The following is a 25,466-nucleotide window of genomic DNA, read 5'->3' on the forward strand; positions in this document are numbered from 1 at the left end:
CGCTTGACTTGATTCCGTGATCCACCGCTCAACTTTGCGCGCCGTGCCCCCGGCATCATCGCGCCCACATGATCCAGCAGCCGCCAGAAATCGTGGTTCAGCCCGACGCGTTCCGCGTGTCCAAGGAATCCGTGCTGCTTGCCTGCGAGCTGCGTGGGGCGCTGGCCGTGTGCGTGTATGACGATACCCAGCCGGCCGGCGGGCTCTTGCACTTGCGGTACGTGGCGGTCGCCAACAACCGGCCCATCGATCTCACCGACAACACGCTGAGCTCCGACCTGTTGTTGATGGATCGCTTTTGCAAGGAGCTGCGCTCCGCTGGTGCACGCAAGCAAAGCTGGCGCGTGAGCATCTTCGGGCACACGCCCGAGGAAGTGCCGGGCATGCAGGGGCCGGCGGCGACGGTGATCGATCTGGCCAAAGCGTATTTCGCCGACGCGCGCCTGCCGGTGGAATGCAAGGAGTTCAACCGCTCGCCCGGCCTGGTGGTGCGCCTGGATCCTTTTGGCGGCCGCATCGGGGTCAGCGCCGACCGGTGATTCCTCGGGATCGCGCCGCCCGCGCGCTCATGTAGACTGGTCCGCACTCCCCAGAACAACACTCGCGGATCGGAATGGCCTCGGAAGCTCATGCCTCACCAGCGGCTGCCTCTCGCTGGTACAGCTCGCTCTATGTTCAGGTCCTGATCGCCATCGCGATCGGTGTCACGCTGGGTCATTACTGGCCGGAGACCGCCACCCAGTTCAAGCCGCTCGGCGACGGCTTCATCAAGCTGATCAAGATGATGATCGCGCCCATCATCTTCTGCACCGTGGTCACCGGCATCGCCGGCATGGAGAACATGAAGGCGGTCGGCAAGACCGGGGCGCTGGCGCTGCTGTATTTCGAGGTGGTCAGCACCATCGCGCTGATCGTCGGGCTGGTGATCGTGAACGTGGTCAAGCCGGGCGCGGGCATGAACGTCGACGTGTCGCATCTCGATGCCAAATCGGTGGAGACCTACGCCAAAGCGGCCGAGCAGCAGCACATCACCGACTTCCTGCTGAACGTGATTCCCACCACCATCGTCGATGCGTTCGCGAAGGGCGACATCCTGCAGGTGCTGTTGTTCTCGGTGCTGTTCGGCTTCGCGCTGCATGCGGTCGGCGAGCGGGCGCGCGTCATCTTCGATTTCATCGACCGGTTCGCGGCGGTGATGTTTCGTATCGTCGGCATGATCATGCGCCTCGCGCCGCTCGGTGCGTTCGGCGCGATGGCGTTCACCATCGGGCAGTACGGCCTGGAGTCGCTGGCGTCGCTCGGCAAGCTGATGGCGTGTTTCTACGCGACCTGTCTGCTGTTCATCTTCATCGTGCTGGGCACGATCGCGAGGGTGCACGGCTTCAGCATCGTGCGGTTCATTCGTTACATCCGCGAGGAGCTGTTCATCGTGCTGGGCACCTCGTCCAGCGAATCGGTGCTGCCCAGAATGATGGGCAAGATGCAGCAGGTCGGGGTCGAGAAACAGGTGGTCGGGCTGGTGATCCCCACCGGCTATTCATTCAACCTGGACGGCACCTCCATCTACCTGACCATGGCGGCCGTGTTCATCGCGCAGGCGACCAATGTGCCCATGACCTTGCTCGACCAGCTGACCCTGCTGGGCGTGCTGCTGCTGACCTCCAAGGGCGCGGCCGGCGTCACCGGCAGCGGTTTCATCGTGCTGGCGGCGACCCTGTCGGCGCTGGGCACGCTGCCGGTCACGGCGCTGGCCCTGATTCTGGGCATCGACCGGTTCATGTCCGAGGCCCGGGCGCTGACCAACCTGGTCGGCAATGGCGTCGCCACCATCGTTGTCGCCAAATGGTGTCGGGCGCTCGATGAGAACCGGTTGCGCGAAGAGTTGGGCTAGTATGGGCTGATGAGCGCCGCTCCCAGCCCCCACGCCCCTCCGCCGCTGAATTTCGTCCCGGTCACGACCCCGGAGCAGCTGGCGGTGGTGGCGGCGCTGGCCCATGAGATCTGGTACGAATACTACGTACCCTTGATCGGCCGGGCCCAGGTCGATTACATGGTCGAGAAGTTTCAGAACGTCCCGGCGATGCAAACCCAGATCGCGCAGGGCTACGAATATTTCCTGGTGCAGCGGCAGGATACGACTGACAAAGTATCCGACATCGGCTACTGCGCGGTTCAGGAGCAACCCGGAAGGGTGATGTTTCTCAGCAAGTTTTACCTGCACCATGCGGCCCGCGGCTCGGGAACCGGGCGCAGATGCATGGAGTTCATTGAGGGGCTCGCCCGGCGGCGCGAGCTCTCCCTGTTGTGGCTGACCGTCAACAAGGGCAATCCGGCAGTGCAGGCCTACCAACGGCTGGGGTTCCGGATCGCCGCGGATCTGGTGATGGATATTGGCGGCGGCTTCGTGATGGACGATTACCGGATGGAAAAGGCACTCTGAGTGCTTTAGACAGCCCCGTGGGCGCGGGGCCCGATGAGGCTTGGGCGCGAACCAAAGGGCCAACGGATCGCCTAAGACACAAGCGACTGCGAAATTGGGGCAATACTGTAAACGGTGATGAGTCTGTCCATCGACAAGGACCTTGGAGAGCAGGGCGAGAATGCCCGTGCGGTGCTCGCCAGCTGGCTGGATGATTACATCTCCGGCCGCTGCGACCGTGCGGACATGCAAGCCCAGTTCTTGTCGGTTTGCCGCAGCAATCCCGACGCGCCCTGGGATGCGCTCGCACTGCTGGATCAGTACCAGCGCCGGGGCCGCATCGATGTAGCGCTGGCCCGGTCGCTCAAGACCGACATCGCGCAGCTGGTGTTCGGCGTCGCCAACCAGACCGAGACCAAGGACGACGCCGGCCGGGACAATCAGGACACCACCGACGTCACCATCGATACCACCGGCTCGCGCTGGCGCAAATTGATGGCCGAGCGCGACCCCGCCTCGATCAATTCCGAGCCGGCGTTCGTCGATCCGTCCCTGCTGCGGCGGGGCGATGAAGAGGTCACGACTTTTCGGCGCGAACTCGAGGAGCCGCTGACCCGGCCACCGCCGCCGTTGAAACACACCGACGACGACACGGTTCTGGCGAGGCCGCGCAGGGAAGAGCCCACGCATGGCGTGCACACGCATGGCCCAGCCATTGAACGCGAGCGTGAGCGGGAACGCCCGATGCGATCGTCGTCGGTGCCGCCGCCCGGGCTCACCAGCGACGTGCTGCGCGATCGGTACGAGCTGACCTCGATCCTCGGCCGCGGCAGCACGGGCACCGTGTACAAGGCCGTCGACCGTCATCGCGCGCATCTGGATCCGACTGCGCGATGCGTGGCGGTGAAAGTGCTCAAGCTCAACTACCAGGACCGGCCCGATGAACTGGCCCAGCTGGAGCGCGAGTTTCACGAGGCGCAGTCGCTGTCGCATCCGAATGTCGTCAGCGTGTTCGACCTGGATCGCGACGGCAATGTTTATTTCATCGTCATGGAGCTGCTCGAAGGCGAGCTGCTCGCGGATATTCTGAAGCGACTGGATGGTCAGCCCATGGCGCGTCATTACGCGCTGGGCATCATCAGCAGCGTCGGCGCGGCACTTGCTCATGCGCATCGTCGCGGGATCGTGCATGCGGACCTCAAGCCGCGAAACATCATGATCACCACGACTGGCGAAGTGCGCGTGCTCGACTTTGGCTTCGCGCGCGATCGTCCGCTCGAGTTGCACACGGCATCGGGACTGAACGACGGCCCGAACGCCGCGCCCGCCTATGCGAGCGTCGAGCGAGTGAACGGCAGCGATCCGCATCCGAGCGATGATGTCTACAGCCTTGCTTGTATCTCCTATGAACTGCTGTCCGGGCGACATCCTTTCGGCGGCCGGTCCGCGCCGCTGGCGCGCGCGCATGGTCGTGCACCTCAGCGCATTCCAGGCCTGACCGGTAAGCAGCAGCAGACATTGCAACGTGCATTGCTGTGGACTCGCGGCGAGCGACGCATCGATATCGTCGAGCTGCTCGCGGGCTTGGGTTGCGGCGAGGCGCCGAGCCGACTCGGTTCGCCGTCCGAACTAGCCGTGCCGGATTCATCGCTCGCCCGCTGGCGTCGAGCGGCGCTTGCGCTCACGCTGGCGTTTATCTTCGCTGGCGGTATGTACGCGGTGTGGCAGTACGGATTGCTGCCGAAGAATCTGGCGAATGTGATACCGGTGATGCCGCCTATCGCGGATCGCGAGCTGCAAAGTGAGCAGGCCGGCCGGTCCACCGACCAGGTCGGAGCCGGCGATTCCGTTGGATCGAAGCCGGTTGCGGCTGTGACACCTCCCAAGGCCGAGCCTCCGCCTTCGGAGCAGCGGCAGACCGCGCCGTCGGTTCCGGTGCCGCTGCCTTCGACGAAGCAGTCTCCTCAGGTTCAGGACGAGCCGGTCGAGAAAGATCAGCCGAAGCAGCAAACATCGCGCACGCAAGCTGCGCCGGGCGCGGCTGGATCGAGCGCGCCGGTTGCGAGTTCTGCGTCGTCAGCCGGCGCGACGCGTCCGGTGATCGTTGAATTCGACAAAGACAGCTATGTCACTTCGGAAGGTGACGGCTCGGTGCGGCTGATCATTCGTCGCACCGGCTCGACGCGACGCCCGGTCACGGTGCACTGGACTCTGCGCAGCAACTCCGCGGAGATGGGCGCCGACTTCGCGGGCATTGGCCCGGGTGTCGAGGTCATTCCCGCCGGCGCACGCGAGGCGAGCATCACGGTCCCGCTGGTGCAGGACTCGATCAAGGAGACAACCGAGTTGTTCCTGGTCGAACTGCAGGTCAACGAGGAAGGCGTCTCGCTGGGTGAGCGCAGCAGCGCCGCCGTCATCATTGTCGACGACGATTGATCGCATGGATGTGCGCTTCTCCGGACAGGCGCTGTTTTGTCAGATCAGCCGTGCTGAGCTGGAGACGCTGTCGTCGGGGCGTTCCGTCGATCTGATAGTTTCGCTACCCCGCCATCGCTCGTTTCGAGTCAGCGTGCGGCCATCCGCCATGAGCGCGGACCGCGGCGGCTGGACTTTGGAGAGCGATCCCACCGGCATCTGGCTGACCGTTCCACGCGCGGAGCTGGAGCAGCTGGGGCAGACGGAAATGTTTGCTGAGCGACTGATGCGGGAGTTTCCGGTGTCGTCGGGTCAGCAGATGCAAGTGATATTGGAGGCTGTGCCGGATACACAGCCGGATGAAAGCAGCGTCATCGAGATTACGCCGTCGCAGGAGTCACCCGAGTAGCCTCACGTAGCAGCAGTGATTCTTGGCCAGGCTGCGCCTGGCCAAGAATGGCGTGTCCAAGCTCCACGCAAGCTGCGATGCAGATAAGAACGGTAATAGGTCGCTCGAAGCTGAACATTTCTGTTCCGAGCCAGCGAGCATGCTCCAAAAAAACTGCTGCCCGCTGAGGCGCTGAGCGTTACTTTTTAGCAGTCTCTCTTTGCACGGCCCGATAGCCGATGTCGCGGCGGTATTGCACGCCGGTCCAGCTGATCTTCTCGCACAGCGCATAGGCCGCTTTCTGTGCGTCCAGGACCGTGTTGCCGAGGCCGACGGCGCACAACACTCGACCGCCATTCGTCACAACCTTGCCGTCGCTCAGCGACGTGCCGGCATGAAACACTTTGCCCGGCAGCGCGGCGGCTTCCTTCAAGCCGTGAATCTCATCGCCCTTACGCACTGAATCCGGATAACCGCCGGCAGCGAGCACAACGCCGAGCGCCGCGCGCGGATCCCAATCCGCCTTGGCTTGATCGAGCGTGCCATCCAGCGCCGCCTCACAAAGCGCGGTGAGATCGGAGGTGAGTCGCGACATGATCGGCTGCGTTTCCGGGTCACCGAAGCGGCAGTTGAATTCGAGTACGTTCGGTGTGCCGTCCGGCGCGATCATGATGCCGGCGTACAGAAAACCGATGTATGGCGTGCCATCGCTGATCAAACCATCCGCCGTCGGCTGCATCACCTCACGCATGATGCGAGCGTGCATCTCATCGGTGACGACCGGAGCAGGGGAGTACGCGCCCATGCCGCCCGTGTTCGGGCCCTTGTCGCCATCATCGCGACGCTTGTGATCCTGCGACGTAGCGAGCGGCAGAATGTGTTTGCCGCTGACGATGGCGATGAAGCTGGCTTCTTCGCCTTCGAGAAACTCTTCGATGACCACGGTGTTGCCGGCGGCGCCGAACTGTCCATCGAACATGGCCTGAGTGCTCGCGATCGCTTCTTCCTGCGTGGCGCAAATGATCACGCCCTTGCCCGCGGCGAGACCGTCCGCTTTCACAACGAGCGGCGCGCGCTGAGCGCGCACCCACGCGGTGTCAAAGTTCGCCTTAGTGAAAGTCGCGTAGGCGGCCGTGGGGATCTTGTGACGACGCAGGAATTCCTTGGTGAAGGCCTTCGATCCTTCGAGCCGCGCGGCGAGTTTGCGAGGGCCGAAGCAGCGCAGGCCGGCAGCTTCGAATGCATCCGTCACACCAATGACGAGCGGCGCTTCCGGGCCGACGATGGTGAGATCGATCTTTTCGCGTCTGGCGAATTCGATGAGCTTGGGAACATCGTCGGCGGCGATGTCGACATTGGTCACGCCCGGCTCGAGCGCGGTGCCCGCGTTGCCCGGCGCGACGAATACCGCTTGCACGCGCGGCGTGTTCACAACTTTCCACGCGAACGCGTGTTCGCGACCGCCCGAACCCAGAATTAAAACGCGCATAACTTACTCAGCCGCGAGGGTGTTCGCGACCCGTGCTCGCCGCGGCACGCGGCGGCATCGGGCCAATGTCTGTGCTCGCGCCGCCGGATGAAGAGCGGCGAAGAGAACGTCTCAGTGACGGAAGTGCCGCATGCCGGTCAACACCATGGCCATGCCATGTTCGTTCGCGGCGGCGATGACTTCATTGTCGCGCATGGAGCCGCCCGGCTGAATCACAGCTTTGATGCCGAGCTCGGCGGCGACATCCAGGCCGTCGCGGAACGGGAAGAACGCGTCCGACGCCATCACGGCGCCTTTGACTTCCAGGCCTTCGTCCTTCGCCTTCATGGCAGCGATGCGGCTCGACACGACGCGGCTCATCTGGCCGGCGCCGACGCCGAGGGTCATGCGGTCCTTCACATAAATGATGGCGTTGGATTTGACGTACTTGCACACCTGCCACGCAAACAGCAGATCGGCGAATTGCTCTTCGCTCGGCACCAGCTTGGTGACGACGCGCAGATCGCTGCGGCCGACGCGGCCCTCATCACGGGTCTGCACGAGCAAACCGCCATTGACGCTGCGGTATTCGTGACGAATTCCAGTGGGCGCGAGACCACCGGTCGTGAGGACGCGCACATTCTCTTTACGCGCGCAGATCTCGAGCGCTTCGGCGTCGACTTCAGGCGCGATGATCAGCTCGACGAACTGACGTTCGACGATGGCGCGCGCCGTGTTCGCGTTGAGCGGACGATTGAAAGCAATGATGCCGCCGAACGCCGACGTGGGGTCGGTGCGAAACGCACGATCGTAAGCAGCGAGCGTGTCGGCGGCGACAGCAACGCCGCACGGATTCGCGTGCTTCACGATCACACATGCCGGCTCATCGAACTGACGCACGCATTCGAGCGCCGTGTCGCCGTCGGCGATGTTGTTATAGGAGAGCTGCTTGCCCTGCAGTTGTTTGGCGGTGCCGATGCTGGCGCCGGGCGCATCGGGAACCGCGTAGAACGCCGCCGATTGATGCGGGTTCTCGCCATAGCGCAGGTCCATGCGCTTGCCGAACTGCAGCGACAGCGATTCGGGATATTCCGTCTTCGTGCCTTGTTCGGGCTGAGTGACACGCGTCAAATAACTGGCGACCGCGGCGTCGTAGCTCGCGGTATGACCGTACGCCTTCGCGGCGAGACGCTTACGTGTTTGTTCTGAAACGGCGCCGTCCGAGCTGTTCAGCTCGTCCAGAACCGCGGAGTAATCCAACGGATCGACGATGACGGTGACGCGATCGTGATTCTTCGCCGCGGCGCGCACCATCGCAGGGCCGCCGATGTCGATGTTCTCGATGGCGTCTTCGTAAGTGCAATCCGGTTTCGCGATCGTGGCCGCGAACGGATACAGATTCACCACCACCAGATCGATGGGCTCGATGCCATGGGTCTTCATGACGGCGTCGTCGATGTCGCGCCGGCCGAGCAGGCCGCCATGAATCTTCGGATGCAGCGTCTTGACGCGGCCATCCATGATTTCGGGGAAGCCGGTGTGCGCGGAAACCTGCGTCACTTTGACGCCGTGCTTTTCCAGCAGGCTGGCGGTGCCACCCGTCGAGAGAATCGCTACGCCGCGACGTTGCAATGCCTGTGCGAATTCAACCAGGCCGTCTTTATTGGAAACACTGAGCAGCGCGCGACGCACAGCTATAGACATGGGCTCTCGATCTCTCTCAATTTGCCAGACCGTAGGTCTTCAGTTTCTTACGCAGGGTGCCGCGATTGATGCCGAGAATATCGGCCGCGCGGCTTTGATTTCCTTCCGCGTAGTCGAGCACGGCTTTGAACAGCGGCTCTTCCACCTCACGCAGCACCAGGTCATATAACTGACCGGGCTTGTGGCCGTTCAACGTCGCGAAATAGGAATCGAGCGCCTCCGCCGTCATCGTCCTCAACGGCATCGCCCGTGTCACGGGTCGTGCCAGCGGCTCTCGGCGAGCTCTGGTTTTTTTTCTGGGGGCCATGGCCTCTCCGCCAAAATTCTCTGCAATCAAAAATTCGTCCACGTCGCGTGCCCTTTTGGCGCGCGACACTGCTAAGCCGCGCTTGACAGACTCTCTTCCGGCGCTTCTTCGAGCGCATTGAAATACGCCTGTACGCGATCGATTTGTGTCGTCGCGTCCGTCGCCTGCATCACGGCTTGTCGTAAAGCCGGCGCAGACGCGCGACTCTTCGCATACCAATCGATGTGCTTACGCGCGACCCGGACTCCCGCCTCCTCCCCGTAGAAAGCATGCAGATCGCGCAAGTGAGCGAGCATGATATCACGGACGTCCGCGATGGAAGGCGGGATGAAAAATTCTCCGTTCAGCGCGGCGAGAATTTCACGGAAGATCCACGGCCGACCTTGTGCGCTGCGCCCGATCATCAAGCCATCTACGCCTGTCTGTTCAAGTACGTGCTTCGCTTTCGCACCTGAGTCGATGTCACCATTGGCGAAAATCGGAATGGACACGTTCTGCTTGATGGCGCGGATGGTTTGGTACTCAGCGTTGCCCTGATACATGCAGGCGCGCGTGCGCCCGTGAATCGCCAGCGCCTGCACGCCGATCGATTCAGCCATGCGCGCGATGGTGAGGCTGTTACGGTGTTCGGGGTCCCAGCCGGTGCGCATTTTCAATGTCACAGGCACATTCACTGCCTTGACAACCGCTTCGAGAATCGCTTGCACGAGCGGTTCGTCGCGCATCAGTGCCGAGCCGGCCGCCTTATTGCAAACTTTCTTGGCCGGGCAGCCCATATTGATATCGATGATTTGCGCGCCGGCGTCGACGTTACGTTGCGCGGCCTCGGCCATCATCTCCGGATCGCCGCCGGCGATCTGTACGACGCGCGGCTCAGGCTCGCCGCTGTGGTCCATGCGCCGACGCGACTTCTCGGTGTGCCATAAACGCACATCGCAAGTCAGCATTTCTCCAGCGGCAATGCCCGCTCCCATGCGCCGACACAACAACCGGAACGGCAGATCGGTCACGCCCGCCATGGGCGCGAGCGCGAGGTTGTTGACCAATTCGTAACGACCGATGCGCATCACTGCTTGCCCGGAACATCGGCGGCGCAGACCGGGCCGCGCGCGCCACGCAAGCAGACGTCGAAGCGGAAGCCTTCCGCGTCCGGCCCCGGATCGACAATGGCGATGCTGGCATTGCTTTGTTGAGCGGGCGCGAGCATGCGGTCGGGTGCGGTGTTCGGATCCAGATATTCGGCAGGGTCGAATTCACGCGCACGGACCTGATCGCCCCACCGGTCTTCGAGCACCAGCTTGAGCAAGGGATAGGGCTGAGCGAAGTCGGCAAGATTTTTCACGCTGGCGCGGACCTTGAGGGTGCCCGGCGCCGACGGATCGGCGACCACGCCCCATTGACGCACTTCATAGGCGTGCAGGTTCCAGTCAGGTCGCAACGTCAGGCCGAGCGCGCCATAAATACTCTGCAGGGGCACGCCGATTTGCGGATGACGCGCCAAAGTGGCGCGGTAGTGATGTACGACTTGCACGAGCAACAGCAGAACCAGCGGCAGGGCCAGAAACTTCCAGAACGGCGCCGCCGCCGTATCGGTGCGTTGCTGACTCGGAAAGTCGAAGTCCATCGCCGGCGAGTCGTCGACGCTGACCGCACGCGGATTGCGACGGGTTCGCGTACCGGCCGGCAGGCGCACTCGAGTGTTAGTGAAATTCGCCTGGGGCTGTGGCTGAGCTTGCGCCCGCGCGGCCCATTGGCCTGAGTCCAGGGCGGCGCGCTCGGCTTCCATCTCGGCCGCCGCGGCCTCCATGTCCGCATCTTCCTCGACCACGCTGGAATATTCCTCGCGCATGTCGATGACTTCCGGTTCGGTATCGACCGTGGCGTCTTCCTGATCGATCTCGACCCATTCTTCGACCACTTCCTCGCGAATCTGCGGCTGCCCCTGGCCGGACTCGTCGATGGCCTCGTACACGCCGCTGATCTCGATGTGCCGACCCTCGAGCGTGATGTCCTCGTGCTCGACCGGTTCTTCGACCTCGATCTGGCCGGGCGGCGCCGGCGGTTGCGGAATCGCGCGCGGCGGGCGCATGAACTGGCCGCTTTCGATCTCGCCGTCGTCGGTTTCCTCGATCAGGCGCTCCAGCGCGTCGAACTGCGTCTGACAGCGGCCACAACGCACTTGACCGTGCGCGACCCGAAGGATCTCGCTCGTGACGCGAAAGGTGGTCTGGCAGCTGGGACACTGAGTCAGCATGCTCGGATCATCGCGAAGTCTGGAGTGGAGGAGTCGGGCGGCGCACGCCGTCGAGGCGCACCCAATCGTCCCGGACGACGACGGGGCCGATATCAAACCACGGCGCATACCGGCTTGCCACCGCTTCGGCCTGATTCCGCAGAATTCCCGACATCACCAGCCGGCCGCCGGCGCGGACCTGAGCGGCGAACGTCGGCGCCAGGCTCTCCAGCGGCCCGGCCAGGATATTGGCCAACAGAATGTCGGCGGGCACTGGGTGAGTCTCGCTGGCCCCGGCATCGGTCAGGCGCGCCTCGATGAACCGCGCGACGCCGTTGCGTTCAGCATTGTCGTGAGTCGCCAGCAGCGCTTGCGGGTCGATGTCGATCGCCAGCACCTCGCTCGCACCTAACTTGGCGGCGGCGATGGCGAGAATGCCCGAGCCGCAGCCGAAATCGATCACGCGTGCGCCGGCGACCGCGGCGGCATCCAGCCATTCGAGGCATAGCGCGGTCGTCGGATGCGTACCGGTGCCGAAGGCGAGGCCGGGATCCAGCTCAATGAGCACCGGGCTTGCAACGGCGCGGAGTTGTTCCGCATCGGGCTGCTGACCGCCCGGGCAGATCCACAAACGCCGACCGAAACGCATGGGCTTGAAATCTTTCAGCCACTCCCGTTCCCAGGCGCGATCCGCGATTGTTTCGAAAGCGACGCGGCTCAGCGGCTCGGCGCCGCTCAGTTCGCCCGCCAGGATCTGCAGGATCTGGTCGCGATCCGCGTCCCCGTCGAACAGCGCTTTCACCCGGACGCGCGGCCACAGCGGCGTCGTGCCGGGCAGGGGTTCGAGAACGGGATCGTCACCCTCGTCTTCGAGAGTGATGGAGGACGCGCCGGCCACCAGCAGCGCATCCTCGTACGGCGCAGGGTCGGCTGCGCCGATCGGAAGGATGAGCTGCAGAAATGGCATGGCCGGTTATTTGATTCCGAGACGACGTTCCAGGTAATGAATGTCCAGACCACCGGCCTTGAACGCCGCGTGATTGAAGATTTCCTGGTGCAGCGGGATGTTGGTCTTGATGCCTTCGATCACCATCTCCGACAGCGCGTTCTTCATGCGGGCGATCGCGGTGTCGCGATCTTCGCCGTACGCGATGACTTTGCCGATCATCGAATCATAGTAGGGCGGCACCGTATAGCCACTGTACAAATGGCTGTCGACGCGGATGCCCGGGCCGCCCGGCGCATGGAACAGCTTCACCGGACCCGGCGAGGGAATGAAGCCCTTCGGATCTTCGGCGTTGATGCGGCACTCGATGGCGTGGCCGCGAACGACGATGTCGTTCTGCGTCCACGGCAAACGCTCGCCTGAAGCGATGCGCAGCTGCGCTTTCACGATGTCGATGCCGGTGATCTGTTCGGTCACCGGATGTTCCACCTGCACGCGCGTGTTCATTTCGATGAAATAGAACTCGCCGTCCTGATATAGGAACTCCAGCGTGCCGGCGCCGCGATAGCCGAATTCACGACAGGCAGCGACGCAGCGCTCGCCGATCGCTTTACGCTGTTTCGGCGTGATGCCGGGAGCGGGCGCTTCCTCGATGACCTTCTGATGACGACGTTGCAGCGAGCAGTCGCGCTCGCCGAGATGAACCACGTTGCCGTAGTTGTCGGCCAGCACCTGGATCTCGATGTGACGCGGCTTCTCGAGGAACTTCTCCATGTAGACCTCGGCGTTGCCGAACGCGGCCAACGCTTCGGCCTGCGTCACGTTGATCGCGTTGATCAACGTCGCATCGCTGTGAACGACGCGCATGCCGCGGCCGCCGCCGCCGCCGGAGGCTTTGATGATGACGGGATAGCCGAGCTCGCGCGCGATCCGGAAGTTCTCATCCGCATCGGTGCCGAGCGGACCGCCCGAGCCGGGCACGCAAGGCACGCCGGCCGCCTTCATCACGCGGATGGCCGACACCTTGTCGCCCATCATGCGAATCGTTTCTGGCTTGGGGCCGATGAAAATGAAACCGCTCTTCTCGACCCGCTCGGCGAAGTCCGCGTTCTCGGACAGGAAGCCGTAGCCGGGATGGATCGCGACCGAGTCGGTCACTTCCGCGGCGCTGATGATCGCCGGCATGTTCAGATAGCTTTCCTTGGAGGAGGGCGGTCCGATGCACACCGATTCATCCGCGAGCAGCACGTGCTTCTGGTTGAAGTCGGCCGTGGAATGCACGGCGACGGTTTTGATGCCCAGCTCACGGCAGGCGCGCAGAATCCTTAGCGCGATCTCGCCGCGATTGGCGATGACTACTTTTTCCAGCATGTTTGGTTTTTACCGCGGGTGTCGGCGCGAGCCGCGCCAGCACGCGATCGAAAGTTATTCGTTACTCGATGATGAACAGAGGCTGGCCGAATTCGACCGGGTCGCCGTTCTTCACCAGCACGGCGGTGACGCGGCCGGCTTTGTCGGACTCGATCTGATTCATCATCTTCATGGCTTCGATGATGCAGAGAGTGTCGCCGACGTTCACTTCGCTGCCGATGTCGACGAAGGCCTTCGCGCCCGGCGAGGCGGCGGAATAGTAGGTACCGACCATCGGTGCCGTGACAGTGTGATCGGCCTTGCTCGGCGCGGCCGCGGCTACCGGGGCTGCAGCAACGGCGGGCGCGGCGGCAACGGGCGCGGCCACCGGCGGCGCGGCGTAATGCACGATCGGCGCTGGCGCTCCACCCTGCGGATAGCGGCTGATCCGCACCGACTCCTCGCCCTCACTGATCTCGATCTCGGCGATGCCGGATTCCTCGAGCAGCTCGATGAGTTTTTTGACCTTGCGAATATCCATACGGATCCTCTTGTTCTTTTCCTGCGGGAGCGCGGAAAGAGTGAAATCAGCGGCTACTTACGAGGCAGGGTCAGGTAATTGGCTGCCGCGCGCAGCGCCAGCTCATACCCGAAGGCACCCAGCCCCGTAATCGTGCCGATGGCGATATCGGAGAAGTAGGAGTGATGGCGGAAAGACTCCCGCGCATACACGTTACTCAGATGAACTTCGATGAAAGGAATCTTCACGCCCAGCAAGGCGTCGCGCAGAGCCACGCTGGTGTGCGTGAACGCCGCGGGATTGAAGATGATGCAGGCGACGTGCGATGCCGGTGCTTCGTGAATGCGGGTGATCAGCTCGGCCTCGGCATTGCTCTGGAAGGCCGACAGGTGATGGCCGGATTCCGCCGCCAGCTGGCTCGCCCGGTTCACGATCTGCTCCAGGGTGACGGACCCATAGGTCCCCGGCTCGCGCGTGCCGAGCAGGTTGAGATTGGGGCCATTGAGGAGCAGCAGATGAGCCATGCAGGAAGAGGCGCGCCAGTTCACTTTACCGAAGATGGCGGCGAGTTTACCCAGATTGGAAGCAATTTGGCGATGATCTGTGCTGAGATTGCGCCACGATCGCCGTCAATCCGGGTGCGATCGTGGGCAAATCCGCAACAGCGGGCGCAGCGCGCCGGCCCGGTTCAGATCGTCGGAAACACCCCGAGGTGCGTGCCAGCCGGGGAAAACCGGGCGGGCATCATAGCCGATTCAGCGGTGTCGGCCAGCTTTACTCTTTAGCCGCCGGCAGTTTCTGCAGTTGCTCGGCTGCAACGGTGCGCGCGGCGGCCGGGGTCAGTTCGCCGCTGTTTACCCGGCGAACCGCGGCCAGCATCACATCCGCCTGGGCCGGATGAATCTCGCCGAGGTGGAACAGCACCAGGCGCTGCTGATTGTCGGTGAAGACCGTGAACGGAAATCCCAGCGAGCCCCGGCCGAACTGGGTCACCGCGTTCAAGCCATCCTCTTCACCGATCAGCAACGGATAGTCGATGCTCATTTCCTTGGCGTACTTCAATACGTCGTCGCGGAAATCCACGGCGACGCCGACGATCTGAAAGCCCTCCGCGCCGTGTTCCGCCTGGATCTTTTTCAGCAGCGGAATCTCGCGACGGCAGGGCGCGCACCAGGTCGCCCAGAAATTCACGATCATCGACTTGCCTTGCCAGCTACGGATGGACTGCGGCTGGCCCTCGAGATTGGCGAGCGTGAAGTCGGGCAGCGTTTCGGGCAGGGCGCCATCGCCTCCCTCGTTGTCCTCGACCGCTTGCGATTCGGTCGGCGCCGTCCCGCTCGCAGCCACGGGCTGTTCGACGTTCATGCGAGGCGCGAGCGCGAATTGATAGATGCCGAAGCCGGCCGCGGCCGCGACGATGGCGACCACAACGTAACCGATGGGTTTCATATGAGCTGTCTCGATCAGGTGCGGCTCGAGGCCGCGGACCGCGCGTTAGCGCGGCATTCAGCTGCCGAAAGCGGCTTTCACATGCTCGCGGAAGCGCTCGGCGGGCACGAATCCTACCAGCCGGAAGTCTTTCCGTTCGACTCCGTCGGCGCCGTAGAACGCGATGGTCGGCGGGCCGAAGATTTCGAAACGGTTCATCAATGCTTTGTCCGCGTCATCGTTGGCGGTCACATCGGCCTGCAGTAACACCGCGTTGGCAAGCGCGGACTGCACGCCCGGATCGGGGAAGGTGTATTTCTCCATTTCCTTGCACGACACGCACCAGTCCGCGAAAAAATCCAGCATCACCGGCCTGCCCGCGGCCGTCGCGGCGGCCACGGCGTTTTCCAGATCGCTGACCGTCTTGATTCGCTGGAAGGCGAGCGCATGTTCCTGCGTGCCCGCCCCGCCGCCGCCCGCGGCCAGGCGATCCAGCGGTTGCAGCGGGTCCTTGCTGCCCGACGCCGCGCCGATCAACAGCAGAATGCCGTAGACGATCGCGATCAAACCCAGCGCTCGCAGCGGCGCGGCCGCAGGGCCACCATCGCGAGCCTTGAGCGAGAACACCCAGAAGCCCGACAGCACCGCGAGCAGCGACCACAACAGCATCACGCCGCCCGAGGGCAGCAGCGGCGAAACGAGATAAACCGCGACGGCGAGGAACAGCACGCCGAACAGCGATTTCACCGTGTCCATCCACGGTCCCACTTTCGGCAGCAACGAGCCGGCGGATGCGCCGACGATCAGCAGCGGCACGCCCATGCCCAAACCCGTCGCATACAGCGCGCCAGCACCACGTGCGATTTGACCGGTCTGGCTGATGACAGAAAGCGCAGCGATGATGGCCGGTGCGACACACGCGGTGACGACCAGCGCCGACAACGCGCCCATGATGAACGTACCGATGTACGTGCCCGACTTCTGCTCATTGCTGACACTGGTCAGCCGGGTCTGCAGCGCGCTCGGCAGCTGCAGTGTGAATACCCCAAACATTGCCAGAGCCAGCACGACGAACAGCAAGGTCATCAACGTGATGATCCAGGGCTGTTGAAAGAACGCTTGCGGCGCTTGTTTGAATGCGAGCACGAACGCCGCGCCGGCCGCGGCATAAGTCAGCGCCATGCCTTGCACGTAGGTGAACGCAAGCGAGAAACCGCGAGCGGGAGTCACCGTGCCGCCTTGGCCCACGATGATGCCGGACAGAATCGGAATCATCGGCAGTACGCACGGCGTGAACGACAGCAATACGCCGAGGCCGAAGAACGTCGCGAGTACCGCGAGCAAATTGCCATCGCGGATCAGCGAAGCCAGCTTGTCTTGCTCAGCGACGGGGGCCTTCGACGAAGCTGCGGAACCCGCGGTGCTCTGCGCATCAGTGGGCACGCTCGTCGCTTTATCCGACGCCGGCAACTCCAAAGAAACATTCTTGGTGATGGGGTTGTAACAAATCCCCTCGTTGGCGCAGCCCTGATACGTCACCTTCAGATTCAGCGTGCCGCCCGGGCCCGCCGGCCGTGCGATCGGCAGCGAGGCTTCGAGCACTTCGTGATAGACCTCGGTATCGCCGAAGTATTCGTCATGTTTCGGATCGCCCTTGGGCAGCTGTAACTTGCCGAGCGTCACGCCCGGCGTGTCGGTCTCGACGTGGAGGCGATCCTTATAGATGTAGTAGTTCTCGGCGATGATCCAGGTCAGCGCCACTGAGTCCGGCTTTTCCATGCCTGCGCCGAAACGAAACGCTTCATCGGGGGGCAGAAAGTCCTGTTGTTTGTTGCCACCCGGCGGGCCGGACTTCGATTTGAACAGCGAGCTCAAGCCGCCGCCCGTCTTTGGAGCAGCAGCGGCGGGCAGGTCGACCTCGGTCTTCCAGCGCTGCGGCGGATAACACAGGCCGGCGTCGGCGCAGCCCTGCAGTTTCAATTCCAGCGCGAGCTTCTTCGGCCGCTCAGGGCCTTGCACTGTGAACGCAACGGGCACATCGACGTTGCCACGATAGATTTCCTGCGTGCCGAAGTAGTCGTCGGTGTGATCTTCACCCTTGGGCCACTGCGGCTCGGCGAGCTGCACGGTCGCCAGGGTCGAGGCCACGCCCATCTTTTTCTTATAGAGGTAGTAGCCCTTCTCGATCTTCCAATGGATCACCAGCCGATCGCCTGCGGCGTCGATGGTGTAGCGATAGGCCTGGTCGGGCGCCAGGAAGTCGTCCTTGGCCAGCGCCGGGTGGCCGAGCGCGAGCCAGGCCAGCGCTGCGGCCACGAGCCGACCCATCAGTCCTGTTCCATGCCTGTCGATGTTCAAGTTATCCGCCTTCAGTCTGCTCGCCCACGCCGCTTCGGACCCATTGCAGGTAGCGTTCGTTCCCGCCGGTGACCGGCAGGACGATCAGCTCCGGCAGCTCGTAAGGGTGCAAAACCCTCAGCCGCGCTTCCAGCTCGGCCAGCCGCGCCGCCGTGGTCTTAATGATTAACAGAATCTCGGCGTCGTCCTGGAGACGCCCGTCCCAGAAGTAGGTCGAGGTCACCCCGGCCACCCGATTCACGCAGGTTGCCAATCGTTCGCTCACCAGAGCCTCGGCGATACGCTTGCCGGTGGCCTCGTCCGGGCAGCTGGAGAGGCCAACAATCACTTGCTCAGTCATGGGGTTACACTCGCTGGCAGCGGTCGGCAGCATAGCCGGAGCGGGGCCCGAAGTCAGTGTCGTGGCGATGACATGGGGGTCATCGAGAGCGCCAAATTCGACTTGAAATATCCCTTTCGGTGCCTATTATTAGCACCCGCATGGGGTGAGTGCTAACGATCAATCGCGGGCTCCGCCCCACCCTCCAAGACTCCCAAATCCAATCGCAAACTAGCTTTGCCGAGGTTTGAGCTATGGCCGAGAAACTGAAGATTCGCCCCCTGCACGATCGCGTGATCATCAAGCGCCTGGAAGAGGAGCGCACCTCCCCCGGCGGTATCGTCATTCCTGATTCGGCGACCGAGAAGCCGATCAAGGGCAAGGTCGTTGCCGTCGGCAAGGGCAAGATCCTGGAGAACGGCGAAGTGCGCGCGCTGGACGTCAAAGTCGGCGACAACATTCTGTTCGGCAAGTACAGCGGCACCGAAGTGAAGGTCGACGGCGAGGAGCTGCTGGTCATGCGTGAAGAAGACGTCATGGCCGTGATCGAGAAGTAATCGATCGCTCCCACCCAAGAATTTTGAATTAGAGGTTGAACTCACATGGCAGCTAAAGAAGTACGTTTCAGCGATGACGCCCGCGCGCGCATGCTCAAGGGTGTGAACATCCTGGCGAACGCGGTCAAAGCCACGCTCGGTCCCAAGGGCCGCAACGCGGTGCTCGAGAAGAGCTTCGGCGCCCCCACCGTCACCAAGGACGGCGTGTCGGTCGCGAAGGAAATCGAGCTGAAGGACAAGTTCGAGAACATGGGCGCGCAGATGGTGAAGGAAGTCGCTTCCAACACCTCCGACGAAGCCGGCGACGGCACCACCACCGCCACCGTGCTGGCCCAGGCGATCGTGCGCGAAGGCCTCAAGGCCGTGGCCGCCGGCGCCAACCCGATGGATCTGAAGCGCGGTATCGACGCCGGCGTCGCCGCTGCGGTCGAAGAGCTGAAGAAGCTCTCCAAGCCCTGCAAGGATCAGAAGGCCATCGCGCAGGTCGGCACGATCTCCGCGAACTCCGACGAGTCGATCGGCAAGACCATTGCCGACGCGATGGAGAAGGTCGGTAAGGAAGGCGTGATCACCGTCGAGGAAGGCTCGGGTCTGCAGAACGAGCTGGATGTCGTCGAAGGCATGCAGTTCGACCGCGGCTACCTGTCGCCGTACTTCATCAACAACCAGCAGAACCAGACCGCCGAGCTCGACAACCCGTACATCCTGCTGTACGAAAAGAAGATCTCCAACGTCCGCGAAATGCTGCCGCTGCTGGAAGGCATCGCGAAGGCCGGCCGTCCGCTGCTGATCGTCGCCGAAGATGTCGAAGGCGAAGCGCTGGCGACCCTGGTCGTCAACACCATCCGCGGCATCGTCAAGGTTGCCGCCGTGAAGGCCCCGGGCTTCGGCGATCGCCGTAAAGCCATGCTTCAGGACATCGCCGTGCTGACCGGTGGCACCGTGATCTCCGAGGAAGTCGGCCTGTCGCTCGAGAAGGCGACCCTGAACGACCTCGGCGAAGCCAAGAAGATCGTGGTCGAGAAGGAAAACAGCACCGTCATCGACGGCAAGGGCAAGAACTCCGAGATCAAGGCTCGCGTCGAGCAGATCCGTCGTCAGATCGAAGAAGCCACTTCGGACTACGACAAGGAGAAGTTGCAGGAGCGCGTTGCCAAGCTGTCGGGCGGCGTGGCCGTGATCAAGGTCGGCGCTGCCACCGAGATCGAGATGAAGGAAAAGAAGGCTCGCGTCGAAGACGCGCTGCACGCGACCCGCGCCGCCGTTGAAGAAGGCGTGGTTCCGGGCGGTGGCGTGGCGCTGATCCGTGCGCAGAAGGCTGTCGAGAAGCTGGAAGGCAAGAACGAAGATCAGGCCTTCGGCATCCGCATCCTGTCGCGCTCGATCGAAGAGCCGCTGCGTCAGATCGTCACCAACGCGGGTGAAGACGCCGCTGTGGTGCTGGCGAAGGTGAAGGAAGGCAAGGGCACGTTCGGCTACAACGCGGCTTCCAGCGAGTACGGCGACATGCTCGAGCTGGGCATCCTGGATCCGACCAAGGTGACGCGTCTGGCCCTGCAGAACGCCGCCTCCGTGGCCGGCCTGCTGCTGACGACCGAAGTGATGATCGCCGAAGCCCCGAAGGACGAGGCTGATCACGCTCACGGCGCCCCGGGCGGCATGGGTGGCATGGGCGGTATGGATATGTAATCGACTCCGGTCTTACGACCGGATCGGTTCGATCCCTGGAAAGCCCCGCTTCGGCGGGGCTTTCCTTTTGGTGACATCGGGCTATCATTCGCCTCGCGTTGCCCGCGCCTCCCCCCTCCGCTGGGAAAGTATGATGCATGCAGGGCGTTCGATGATCGAACCAACTGTTCGAGCGCCGCATAAGGAGGGGTTGCGATCATTGCTCGCAATAGTGAGGTTCTCGATATGCAACTCTCCAGCCCTGTTTATCACTTGAAGCGCAAAGCCAGACTCCTGGCTCGCGAGAACAAGATGCCGCTGCACGCGGCGCTCAATCAGATCGCCACACAGGAAGGCTTCAGCTCCTGGAGTCTGCTCGCTGCCAAAGCGTCTGAAACCGCACCGGCGGCCAAGCTCTTTCCCCGGTTGGCTCCCGGCGATCTGGTGTTGGTCGGCGCACGTCCAGGCCAGGGCAAAACCCTGCTGAGCCTCGAGCTGGCCGTGGCAGCCATGAAGACCGGCAATCGCAGCGTGTTCTTCACCCTGGAAGAAACGGCGCAGGGAATATTGAATCGTTTCCGCGCCATCGATGTGGAGCGCGCCGACTTTGCCGGTTTGTTCGAGATCGACAATTCCAACGACATCAGTGCGGATTACATCGTCAGGAAGCTGGCCGCCGCGCCCCGCGGGACCTTGGTGGTCGTCGACTATCTGCAACTGCTCGATCAGAAGCGCGAGAATCCGGCATTGATGGCTCAAGTTCGCACGCTGCAGTCATTCGCGCGTGAACGAGGATTGATCTTCGTCTTCATCTCCCAGATCGATCGCTCCTACGATCCGTCGATCAAGCTCTGCCCGGCGCTCGAAGATGTCCGGTTGCCGAATCCACTGGACCTCGGGCTCTTTACCAAGACGTGCTTCCTGAACAACGGCGAGGTCCGGTTCCAGGCGGCAAACTGAAACCTTCCAAGCCCCGCGCAAGCGGGGCTTTCTTTTGCGCGAAAGGAATTCCGCGCGCCATGGACTAGCTCCCCGAACGATAACTGCGGCCTGGAATCACAGGCCCACAGGGGAGCAAATGAAGTCGACTATCAGCGCTTTCTGGCGCGCCGGCTGCGTGGCGCTCACGGCGACCGCATCGGTGCAGGTCTGGGCACAGACGAGCGAGGCTGTGTCCCAGCTCGAGGAAGTGATCGTCACCGCCGAAAAGCGGACACAACGATTACAGGATGTGCCCGCGTCATTGAGCGCGGTGAGCACCGAGCAGCTCGAATCGATACGCGCCACACAACTCGCCGACTACGCGGGCTATGTGCCCGGCCTGGTGTTTGCGAGTCGCGGCGGACAAGGACATGGATACATCGCGCTGCGCGGTCTCGCACCGCTCGGCGAAGCTGCAGCGGTCGGCACATATATAGACGACACACCTGTTGGGTCGAGCAGCGCTATGGCGGCGGGATCCACGGTCGTCGTCGACTTGACTCCTTACGACGTCGAGCGCATCGAAGTACTGCGCGGCCCGCAAGGCACGCTCTACGGTGCCAACGCGCTGGGCGGCTTGCTGAAATATGTGACGACGCAGCCCGATCTCGAGCGCACCGAAATGCGCGTCGGCAGCGAGTTCTTCACCACGAGCAAGGCATCTCAGGAAGGCTGGGGCGTGCGCGGCGCGCTGAGCACGCCGTTGATTGAAGGCAAGCTCGCGGTTCGCGGCAGCTTCCTCGTTCGCGAAAGCCCCGGCTATGTAGACAACCGCATCCTCGGGCTGAGCGATGTGAACGACGGCCGTCAGGAAAATTATCGAGTCGCTTTGTTGTGGCAGGCGACGTCCGACTTGAGCGTGAAGCTCACGGCGTTGAAGCAACAGAACCAGGTCGATTCCACCAATCACGTCGCGCTCGATCCGCAAACGTTGCAGCCACTGGGCGGCGGTTTGCCTCAACAGCGGTACGTGCTGACGCCGTTCGATCAAGAGCTGGATCACTACGCCGCCACCGTCAACTGGTCGTTGCCCCGGGCGGATCTGACTTACGCCGCGAGCTATTCCGAGAACGGTTCGCAGGATGTAGGTGATCTCACCGTCAGCTTCGGACCGCTGATTCCGGTGCTCTGCACGGTGACTGGCGGCTGTCCGCCGACCACGGCCGGCGTCGTGCCGTTTCCGTATCGAAACAATGTGAAGAAACAAACGCACGAGCTGCGTCTGAGCTCGAGCGCGGACGGTGGGTTCGAGTGGATGCTCGGCTCGTTCTATGCGCGCGAGAAATCGCTCTACGATCAGCGGCTCGAAGCACGCGACACGAACTACGCGATCATTCCCGCCCTGGCGCCGCTCGGCATTGCCGTATTGTCGTCGGAATACGAAGAAAAGGCCGTGTTCGGTAACGCGACTTATCACTTCAACGAGCGCTTCGATGTGAGCGCCGGTCTGCGCTGGGCGCGCAACGAGCAGGGATTCGATCAGTTCACTCGCGGCCCGGCGTTCGGCAACGACGACAGCGTCGGCAGCGACTCCAGCGAAAGCGTCGTCACTTACATGGCGAACGGGCGCCTGCATCTGTCCGAAGACGCGATGATCTACGCACGCTACGTCACCGGCTATCGGCCGGGCGGTCCGAACGTGGCGCTGCCTGGCGTGCCGCCTACGGTCGATTCCGACTCCACGACGAATTACGAGTTGGGCTTCAAGTCCGAGCTGTTCAATCGCACGGCGCTGCTCAATGCCACGGTCTTCTACATCGATTGGGACGATATCCAGTCGAACGTCATCAGCCCGCAGAACATCGCGTATCTCACCAACGGCGGCAAGGCGCGCAGCCAGGGTGTCGAATTGGAAACAACGCTGCGTCCGGCGTCGGGACTCACCTTCGGCCTCAGTGGCGCATACACAGACGCGACGATTCTCAGCGGCGCCGCCGCGCTCGGCGGGCTCAACGGCGATCGCATCTCGTACATCCCCAAGTGGAGCGGCTCGCTGACTGCGGACTACCGATTCGACGTCTTCTCCGATTGGGAGATGCAGCTCAACGGCGGCTATCGCTACACCGGCGGTCGCTTCTCCACGCTCGAGCACAACGCCACGGCGCAGGAAGCGGACGCGTATGGAATCGTCGATGCCACGGTTGCGCTGACCAATCAGCGCTGGTCCGTGCGGCTGTTCGCGAAGAACCTCACCGACGAGCGCGCGTTCCTGTCGCCGATGGCTCAGCGACGCGGCACCGCTGTTCTGTACTACGTCACGCCGATCAACGAGCCGCGCACGCTGGGCGTCAGCGTCGATGTCCGGTTCTGATCCCACAGCCGCCCGGTGTTGCCGGGCGTTCGTTTGAGGCGCCGGAGCGCGCCGTTGCTGCTCGCAATTGCAGAGAGAAATATGTCGAAATTCGGTCGAATGTTGTTGCTTGCCTCGGTCGCCGTCGGTTGGACGGCGACCGTCAGCGCGGCGGACAAATATGAAGTCGTTCTTTCCGGAACGACGCGCGGCGAGTTGACCGTCAAGGCTCGCGGAGGAGCGCAGGAAAGTTACTACCAATTCTCGGATCGTGGTCGCGGGCCGACGTTGACGTCGTCAGTGACTTACGATTCGCGCGGCTGGCCCAAGAAGCTGAGCGTGATCGGCACCAGTCTGCTGCGCACTCCCGTCAAGGAAACATTCGACTGCGACGGCGGCAATGCGCGCTGGACCAGCGCCGTCGATTCGGGAACGGCCGCGTGCACCGGCTTCTACTATCCCCAAGAGGCGGATCCGATTGTCACTACGGCACTCGCGAAGGCGTTGCTGGCTGCCCCGCATCGCTCTCTGGCATTGCTGCCCGCGGGGCATGCTCGCATCGAGACCGTTGGCCGCCATCGCATCGAAGGCGTGAAAGGCGAGCTGACGTTGTACTTCATCACCGGCCTCGACTTCGGTCCGCTGCCGATCTGGCTCGATGACAAAGGCGGACTCGCATTCCAGGGACAGGTGTGGATCGGCGCGGTCAAGCCGGCATTGCGGCCATCGATCGATGCGATGCTGAAGATCCAGGAAGACGCCGTGCTGGCTCGGCACATGGCCGCTGCGCAGAAGCTGCGCAAGATTCCTACAGGGCCGGTGCTGTTCCGTGACGTGCGCATGTACGACGCGACCACCAAGCGCATGCTGCCTTCGATGAGCGTGCTGGTGCGAGGCTCGACCATCGAACGCGTCGGGCCCGCTGCAGAGATCACAGCCCCGAGCGATGCGCAGGTCATCGACGGCGCCGGCAAAACGCTGTTGCCCGGCTTGTTCGATATGCACACTCACACCGCGCTCGCGACCGATGGCCCGCTTGCCATCGCGTCCGGCGTGACCAGTATCCGCGACCTCGCGAACGACATCGACACGCTGATGGCGCGCAAGAAACTCTACGACGAGGGCAAGCTGGTCGGTCCGCGCATCGTGCCCGCCGGCATGGTCGATAGCCGCGGACAGTTCGCCGGTCCCACCAAGTTGTTTGTCGACACGCCCGAAGAGGCGAACGCCGCTATCGAGCGAATTGCCGGCGCCGGTTATCGGCAGGTGAAAATCTACAGTTCCTTCAAGCCCGAGCTGATTCCACCGCTGATCGCCGCCGCGCGCGCGCGTGGTTTACGCGTGAGTGGCCATGTGCCGACAGGTCTCACGATGGAAGGCGCCATCGAACTGGGCTTCGATGAGATTCAGCACTCCAGCTATTGGCTGAGCAACTTCGCCGGTCCGATGGCGCCGCCGAAGAACGGCATCGGCCTGCCGCCGGTGCCGCCAGGGTTGCTCGATCCGGGCTCGCCGGACCTCGAACGATTGATCGCGCTGATGAAGTCACATCGGACCGTGCTCGACCCGACGCTCGCGATCTATCAGGACTTCCTGCTCTCCGATGCATCGAAAGTGACCCCGAGCCTGCAAGGCGTGGCGGATCGCTTGCCGCTGGTGTTTGCGCGCACGATGAGATTCCCCTCGTCGCTGCAAGCCGAACGCATGGCTCAAGCGAAGATTTCGATGGCAGCGCTGAAGGCGCTGTTCAAGCGCTTCAACGATGCGGGCATCGAGATGGTGGTGGGCACCGACTTCATCATCGGACTCGCGTTACCGCACGAGATGCAAACACGCGTGGATGCGGGCGTCAGCTCGCTCGATGTTCTGTACATGGCGACCCTCGGGGCGGCTCGTGTGGCTGGTACGAGTCATCAGGTGGGTTCGATCGAGGCGGGCAAGCTGGCGGATCTGGTGTTGGTCCGTGGCGATCCGGAGCGTGACATCGGCGTGCTGCGCGCGACAGATGTCGTTATGAAAGATGGCGTGCTGTTTCAGCCCGACGAAGTGTTCGCCTACGTCGGGGTCGGGCCGACCCCGAGATAATCGATACGGGAGGGTCCACAAACAAATATT

At 62.9% G+C, this 25,466-nt stretch carries 22 protein-coding genes; 10 read left to right on the plus strand and 12 right to left on the minus strand.

The genetic code is table 11. From position 1 onward, the window contains the following. The first annotated feature begins 68 nt into the window (after positions 1 to 68). The 5 genes from EKO19_RS32125 to EKO19_RS32145 all read left to right on the plus strand — a co-directional run bounded on the left by EKO19_RS32125 (position 69) and on the right by EKO19_RS32145 (position 5,243). Positions 69 to 539, plus strand: a complete 471-nt coding sequence (locus EKO19_RS32125; protein WP_129781514.1) for a hypothetical protein — start codon at positions 69 to 71, stop codon at positions 537 to 539. 74 nt (positions 540 to 613) lie between these two features. Further along, the gene (locus EKO19_RS32130; protein ID WP_129781515.1) at positions 614 to 1,891 is read left to right on the plus strand and encodes a dicarboxylate/amino acid:cation symporter; all 1,278 of its coding nucleotides are present in this window, start codon (positions 614 to 616) and stop codon (positions 1,889 to 1,891) included. Between the two features lie 9 nt (positions 1,892 to 1,900). After that, on the plus strand, positions 1,901 to 2,440 hold the full coding sequence (locus EKO19_RS32135) for a GNAT family N-acetyltransferase (protein ID WP_129781516.1): 540 nt from the start codon (positions 1,901 to 1,903) through the stop codon (positions 2,438 to 2,440). A 117-nt stretch (positions 2,441 to 2,557) separates the two neighbouring features. Further along, positions 2,558 to 4,855 (plus strand): protein kinase domain-containing protein, encoded by a 2,298-nt coding sequence (locus EKO19_RS32140; protein ID WP_129781517.1) that lies wholly within the window; start codon positions 2,558 to 2,560, stop codon positions 4,853 to 4,855. A 4-nt stretch (positions 4,856 to 4,859) separates the two neighbouring features. Further along, complete coding sequence (locus tag EKO19_RS32145; protein ID WP_129781518.1) at positions 4,860 to 5,243, plus strand: hypothetical protein; 384 nt, start codon at positions 4,860 to 4,862, stop codon at positions 5,241 to 5,243. A gap of 178 nt (positions 5,244 to 5,421) precedes the next feature. Here the strand turns inward: EKO19_RS32145 and purD are convergent, their stop codons facing one another. The 12 genes from purD to cutA form a co-directional block, all read right to left on the minus strand. After that, positions 5,422 to 6,711 carry a phosphoribosylamine--glycine ligase gene (gene purD / locus EKO19_RS32150; protein WP_129781519.1) on the minus strand — a complete coding sequence of 430 codons (1,290 nt, stop codon included), beginning with the start codon at positions 6,709 to 6,711 and terminating at the stop codon, positions 5,422 to 5,424. Between the two features lie 111 nt (positions 6,712 to 6,822). After that, on the minus strand, positions 6,823 to 8,394 hold the full coding sequence (purH, locus tag EKO19_RS32155) for a bifunctional phosphoribosylaminoimidazolecarboxamide formyltransferase/IMP cyclohydrolase (protein WP_129781520.1): 1,572 nt from the start codon (positions 8,392 to 8,394) through the stop codon (positions 6,823 to 6,825). Between the two features lie 16 nt (positions 8,395 to 8,410). Continuing rightward, complete coding sequence (gene fis, locus EKO19_RS32160; protein ID WP_116808282.1) at positions 8,411 to 8,638, minus strand: DNA-binding transcriptional regulator Fis; 228 nt, start codon at positions 8,636 to 8,638, stop codon at positions 8,411 to 8,413. A 134-nt stretch (positions 8,639 to 8,772) separates the two neighbouring features. Then, on the minus strand, positions 8,773 to 9,768 hold the full coding sequence (dusB, locus tag EKO19_RS32165) for a tRNA dihydrouridine synthase DusB (protein ID WP_129781521.1): 996 nt from the start codon (positions 9,766 to 9,768) through the stop codon (positions 8,773 to 8,775). Then, positions 9,768 to 10,955, minus strand: a complete 1,188-nt coding sequence (locus tag EKO19_RS32170) for a DUF3426 domain-containing protein (RefSeq protein WP_175597274.1) — start codon at positions 10,953 to 10,955, stop codon at positions 9,768 to 9,770. The genes dusB and EKO19_RS32170 overlap by 1 nt, the downstream gene beginning before the upstream one ends. Before the next feature lie 7 nt (positions 10,956 to 10,962). After that, positions 10,963 to 11,901 carry a 50S ribosomal protein L11 methyltransferase gene (prmA, locus tag EKO19_RS32175; RefSeq protein ID WP_129781523.1) on the minus strand — a complete coding sequence of 313 codons (939 nt, stop codon included), beginning with the start codon at positions 11,899 to 11,901 and terminating at the stop codon, positions 10,963 to 10,965. A 6-nt stretch (positions 11,902 to 11,907) separates the two neighbouring features. Then, positions 11,908 to 13,251: an acetyl-CoA carboxylase biotin carboxylase subunit gene (accC, locus tag EKO19_RS32180; RefSeq protein WP_129781524.1), complete on the minus strand. Its 1,344-nt coding sequence runs from the start codon at positions 13,249 to 13,251 to the stop codon at positions 11,908 to 11,910. A gap of 61 nt (positions 13,252 to 13,312) precedes the next feature. Beyond that, positions 13,313 to 13,771 (minus strand): acetyl-CoA carboxylase biotin carboxyl carrier protein, encoded by a 459-nt coding sequence (accB, locus tag EKO19_RS32185; RefSeq protein ID WP_129781525.1) that lies wholly within the window; start codon positions 13,769 to 13,771, stop codon positions 13,313 to 13,315. A 53-nt stretch (positions 13,772 to 13,824) separates the two neighbouring features. Next, entirely contained in the window at positions 13,825 to 14,274 is a 450-nt protein-coding gene (gene aroQ / locus EKO19_RS32190) for a type II 3-dehydroquinate dehydratase (protein ID WP_129781526.1), read from the minus strand. 250 nt (positions 14,275 to 14,524) lie between these two features. Further along, positions 14,525 to 15,199, minus strand: coding sequence for a TlpA family protein disulfide reductase (locus tag EKO19_RS32195; protein WP_129781527.1), 675 nt, complete (start codon positions 15,197 to 15,199; stop codon positions 14,525 to 14,527). 57 nt (positions 15,200 to 15,256) lie between these two features. Then, positions 15,257 to 17,506, minus strand: a complete 2,250-nt coding sequence (gene dsbD / locus EKO19_RS32200; RefSeq protein ID WP_129781528.1) for a protein-disulfide reductase DsbD — start codon at positions 17,504 to 17,506, stop codon at positions 15,257 to 15,259. Between the two features lie 31 nt (positions 17,507 to 17,537). Further along, positions 17,538 to 17,876: a divalent-cation tolerance protein CutA gene (gene cutA, locus EKO19_RS32205; protein WP_129781529.1), complete on the minus strand. Its 339-nt coding sequence runs from the start codon at positions 17,874 to 17,876 to the stop codon at positions 17,538 to 17,540. 245 nt (positions 17,877 to 18,121) lie between these two features. Between cutA and groES the strand changes: the two genes are divergently transcribed. The 5 genes from groES to EKO19_RS32230 all read left to right on the plus strand — a co-directional run bounded on the left by groES (position 18,122) and on the right by EKO19_RS32230 (position 25,436). Then, positions 18,122 to 18,412, plus strand: a complete 291-nt coding sequence (groES, locus tag EKO19_RS32210) for a co-chaperone GroES (protein ID WP_116808371.1) — start codon at positions 18,122 to 18,124, stop codon at positions 18,410 to 18,412. A 45-nt stretch (positions 18,413 to 18,457) separates the two neighbouring features. Further along, entirely contained in the window at positions 18,458 to 20,101 is a 1,644-nt protein-coding gene (groL, locus tag EKO19_RS32215; protein WP_129781530.1) for a chaperonin GroEL, read from the plus strand. Positions 20,102 to 20,326: 225 nt separating this feature from the next. After that, the gene (locus EKO19_RS32220) at positions 20,327 to 21,040 is read left to right on the plus strand and encodes a DNA helicase (RefSeq protein WP_129781531.1); all 714 of its coding nucleotides are present in this window, start codon (positions 20,327 to 20,329) and stop codon (positions 21,038 to 21,040) included. 118 nt (positions 21,041 to 21,158) lie between these two features. Further along, positions 21,159 to 23,372, plus strand: coding sequence for a TonB-dependent receptor (locus tag EKO19_RS32225; protein ID WP_129781532.1), 2,214 nt, complete (start codon positions 21,159 to 21,161; stop codon positions 23,370 to 23,372). An 81-nt stretch (positions 23,373 to 23,453) separates the two neighbouring features. Continuing rightward, the gene (locus EKO19_RS32230) at positions 23,454 to 25,436 is read left to right on the plus strand and encodes an amidohydrolase family protein (protein ID WP_129781533.1); all 1,983 of its coding nucleotides are present in this window, start codon (positions 23,454 to 23,456) and stop codon (positions 25,434 to 25,436) included. Positions 25,437 to 25,466: the final 30 nt, after the last annotated feature.

The organism is Peristeroidobacter soli (assembly GCF_004138485.1).
Lineage (GTDB): Bacteria > Pseudomonadota > Gammaproteobacteria > Steroidobacterales > Steroidobacteraceae > Steroidobacter > Steroidobacter soli.

Bases quoted from the DNA above. Each gene is read 5' to 3' on its own strand.
- EKO19_RS32125 (WP_129781514.1), top strand. From the start codon at position 69: ATGATCCAGCAGCCGCCAGAAATCGTGGTTCAGCCCGACGCGTTCCGC.
- EKO19_RS32130 (WP_129781515.1), top strand. From the start codon at position 614: ATGGCCTCGGAAGCTCATGCCTCACCAGCGGCTGCCTCTCGCTGGTAC.
- EKO19_RS32135 (WP_129781516.1), top strand. From the start codon at position 1,901: ATGAGCGCCGCTCCCAGCCCCCACGCCCCTCCGCCGCTGAATTTCGTC.
- EKO19_RS32140 (WP_129781517.1), top strand. From the start codon at position 2,558: ATGAGTCTGTCCATCGACAAGGACCTTGGAGAGCAGGGCGAGAATGCC.
- EKO19_RS32145 (WP_129781518.1), top strand. From the start codon at position 4,860: ATGGATGTGCGCTTCTCCGGACAGGCGCTGTTTTGTCAGATCAGCCGT.
- purD (WP_129781519.1), bottom strand. From the start codon at position 6,711: ATGCGCGTTTTAATTCTGGGTTCGGGCGGTCGCGAACACGCGTTCGCG.
- purH (WP_129781520.1), bottom strand. From the start codon at position 8,394: ATGTCTATAGCTGTGCGTCGCGCGCTGCTCAGTGTTTCCAATAAAGAC.
- fis (WP_116808282.1), bottom strand. From the start codon at position 8,638: ATGCCGTTGAGGACGATGACGGCGGAGGCGCTCGATTCCTATTTCGCG.
- dusB (WP_129781521.1), bottom strand. From the start codon at position 9,768: ATGCGCATCGGTCGTTACGAATTGGTCAACAACCTCGCGCTCGCGCCC.
- EKO19_RS32170 (WP_175597274.1), bottom strand. From the start codon at position 10,955: ATGCTGACTCAGTGTCCCAGCTGCCAGACCACCTTTCGCGTCACGAGC.
- prmA (WP_129781523.1), bottom strand. From the start codon at position 11,901: ATGCCATTTCTGCAGCTCATCCTTCCGATCGGCGCAGCCGACCCTGCG.
- accC (WP_129781524.1), bottom strand. From the start codon at position 13,251: ATGCTGGAAAAAGTAGTCATCGCCAATCGCGGCGAGATCGCGCTAAGG.
- accB (WP_129781525.1), bottom strand. From the start codon at position 13,771: ATGGATATTCGCAAGGTCAAAAAACTCATCGAGCTGCTCGAGGAATCC.
- aroQ (WP_129781526.1), bottom strand. From the start codon at position 14,274: ATGGCTCATCTGCTGCTCCTCAATGGCCCCAATCTCAACCTGCTCGGC.
- EKO19_RS32195 (WP_129781527.1), bottom strand. From the start codon at position 15,199: ATGAAACCCATCGGTTACGTTGTGGTCGCCATCGTCGCGGCCGCGGCC.
- dsbD (WP_129781528.1), bottom strand. From the start codon at position 17,506: ATGGGTCGGCTCGTGGCCGCAGCGCTGGCCTGGCTCGCGCTCGGCCAC.
- cutA (WP_129781529.1), bottom strand. From the start codon at position 17,876: ATGACTGAGCAAGTGATTGTTGGCCTCTCCAGCTGCCCGGACGAGGCC.
- groL (WP_129781530.1), top strand. From the start codon at position 18,458: ATGGCAGCTAAAGAAGTACGTTTCAGCGATGACGCCCGCGCGCGCATG.
- EKO19_RS32220 (WP_129781531.1), top strand. From the start codon at position 20,327: ATGCAACTCTCCAGCCCTGTTTATCACTTGAAGCGCAAAGCCAGACTC.
- EKO19_RS32225 (WP_129781532.1), top strand. From the start codon at position 21,159: ATGAAGTCGACTATCAGCGCTTTCTGGCGCGCCGGCTGCGTGGCGCTC.
- EKO19_RS32230 (WP_129781533.1), top strand. From the start codon at position 23,454: ATGTCGAAATTCGGTCGAATGTTGTTGCTTGCCTCGGTCGCCGTCGGT.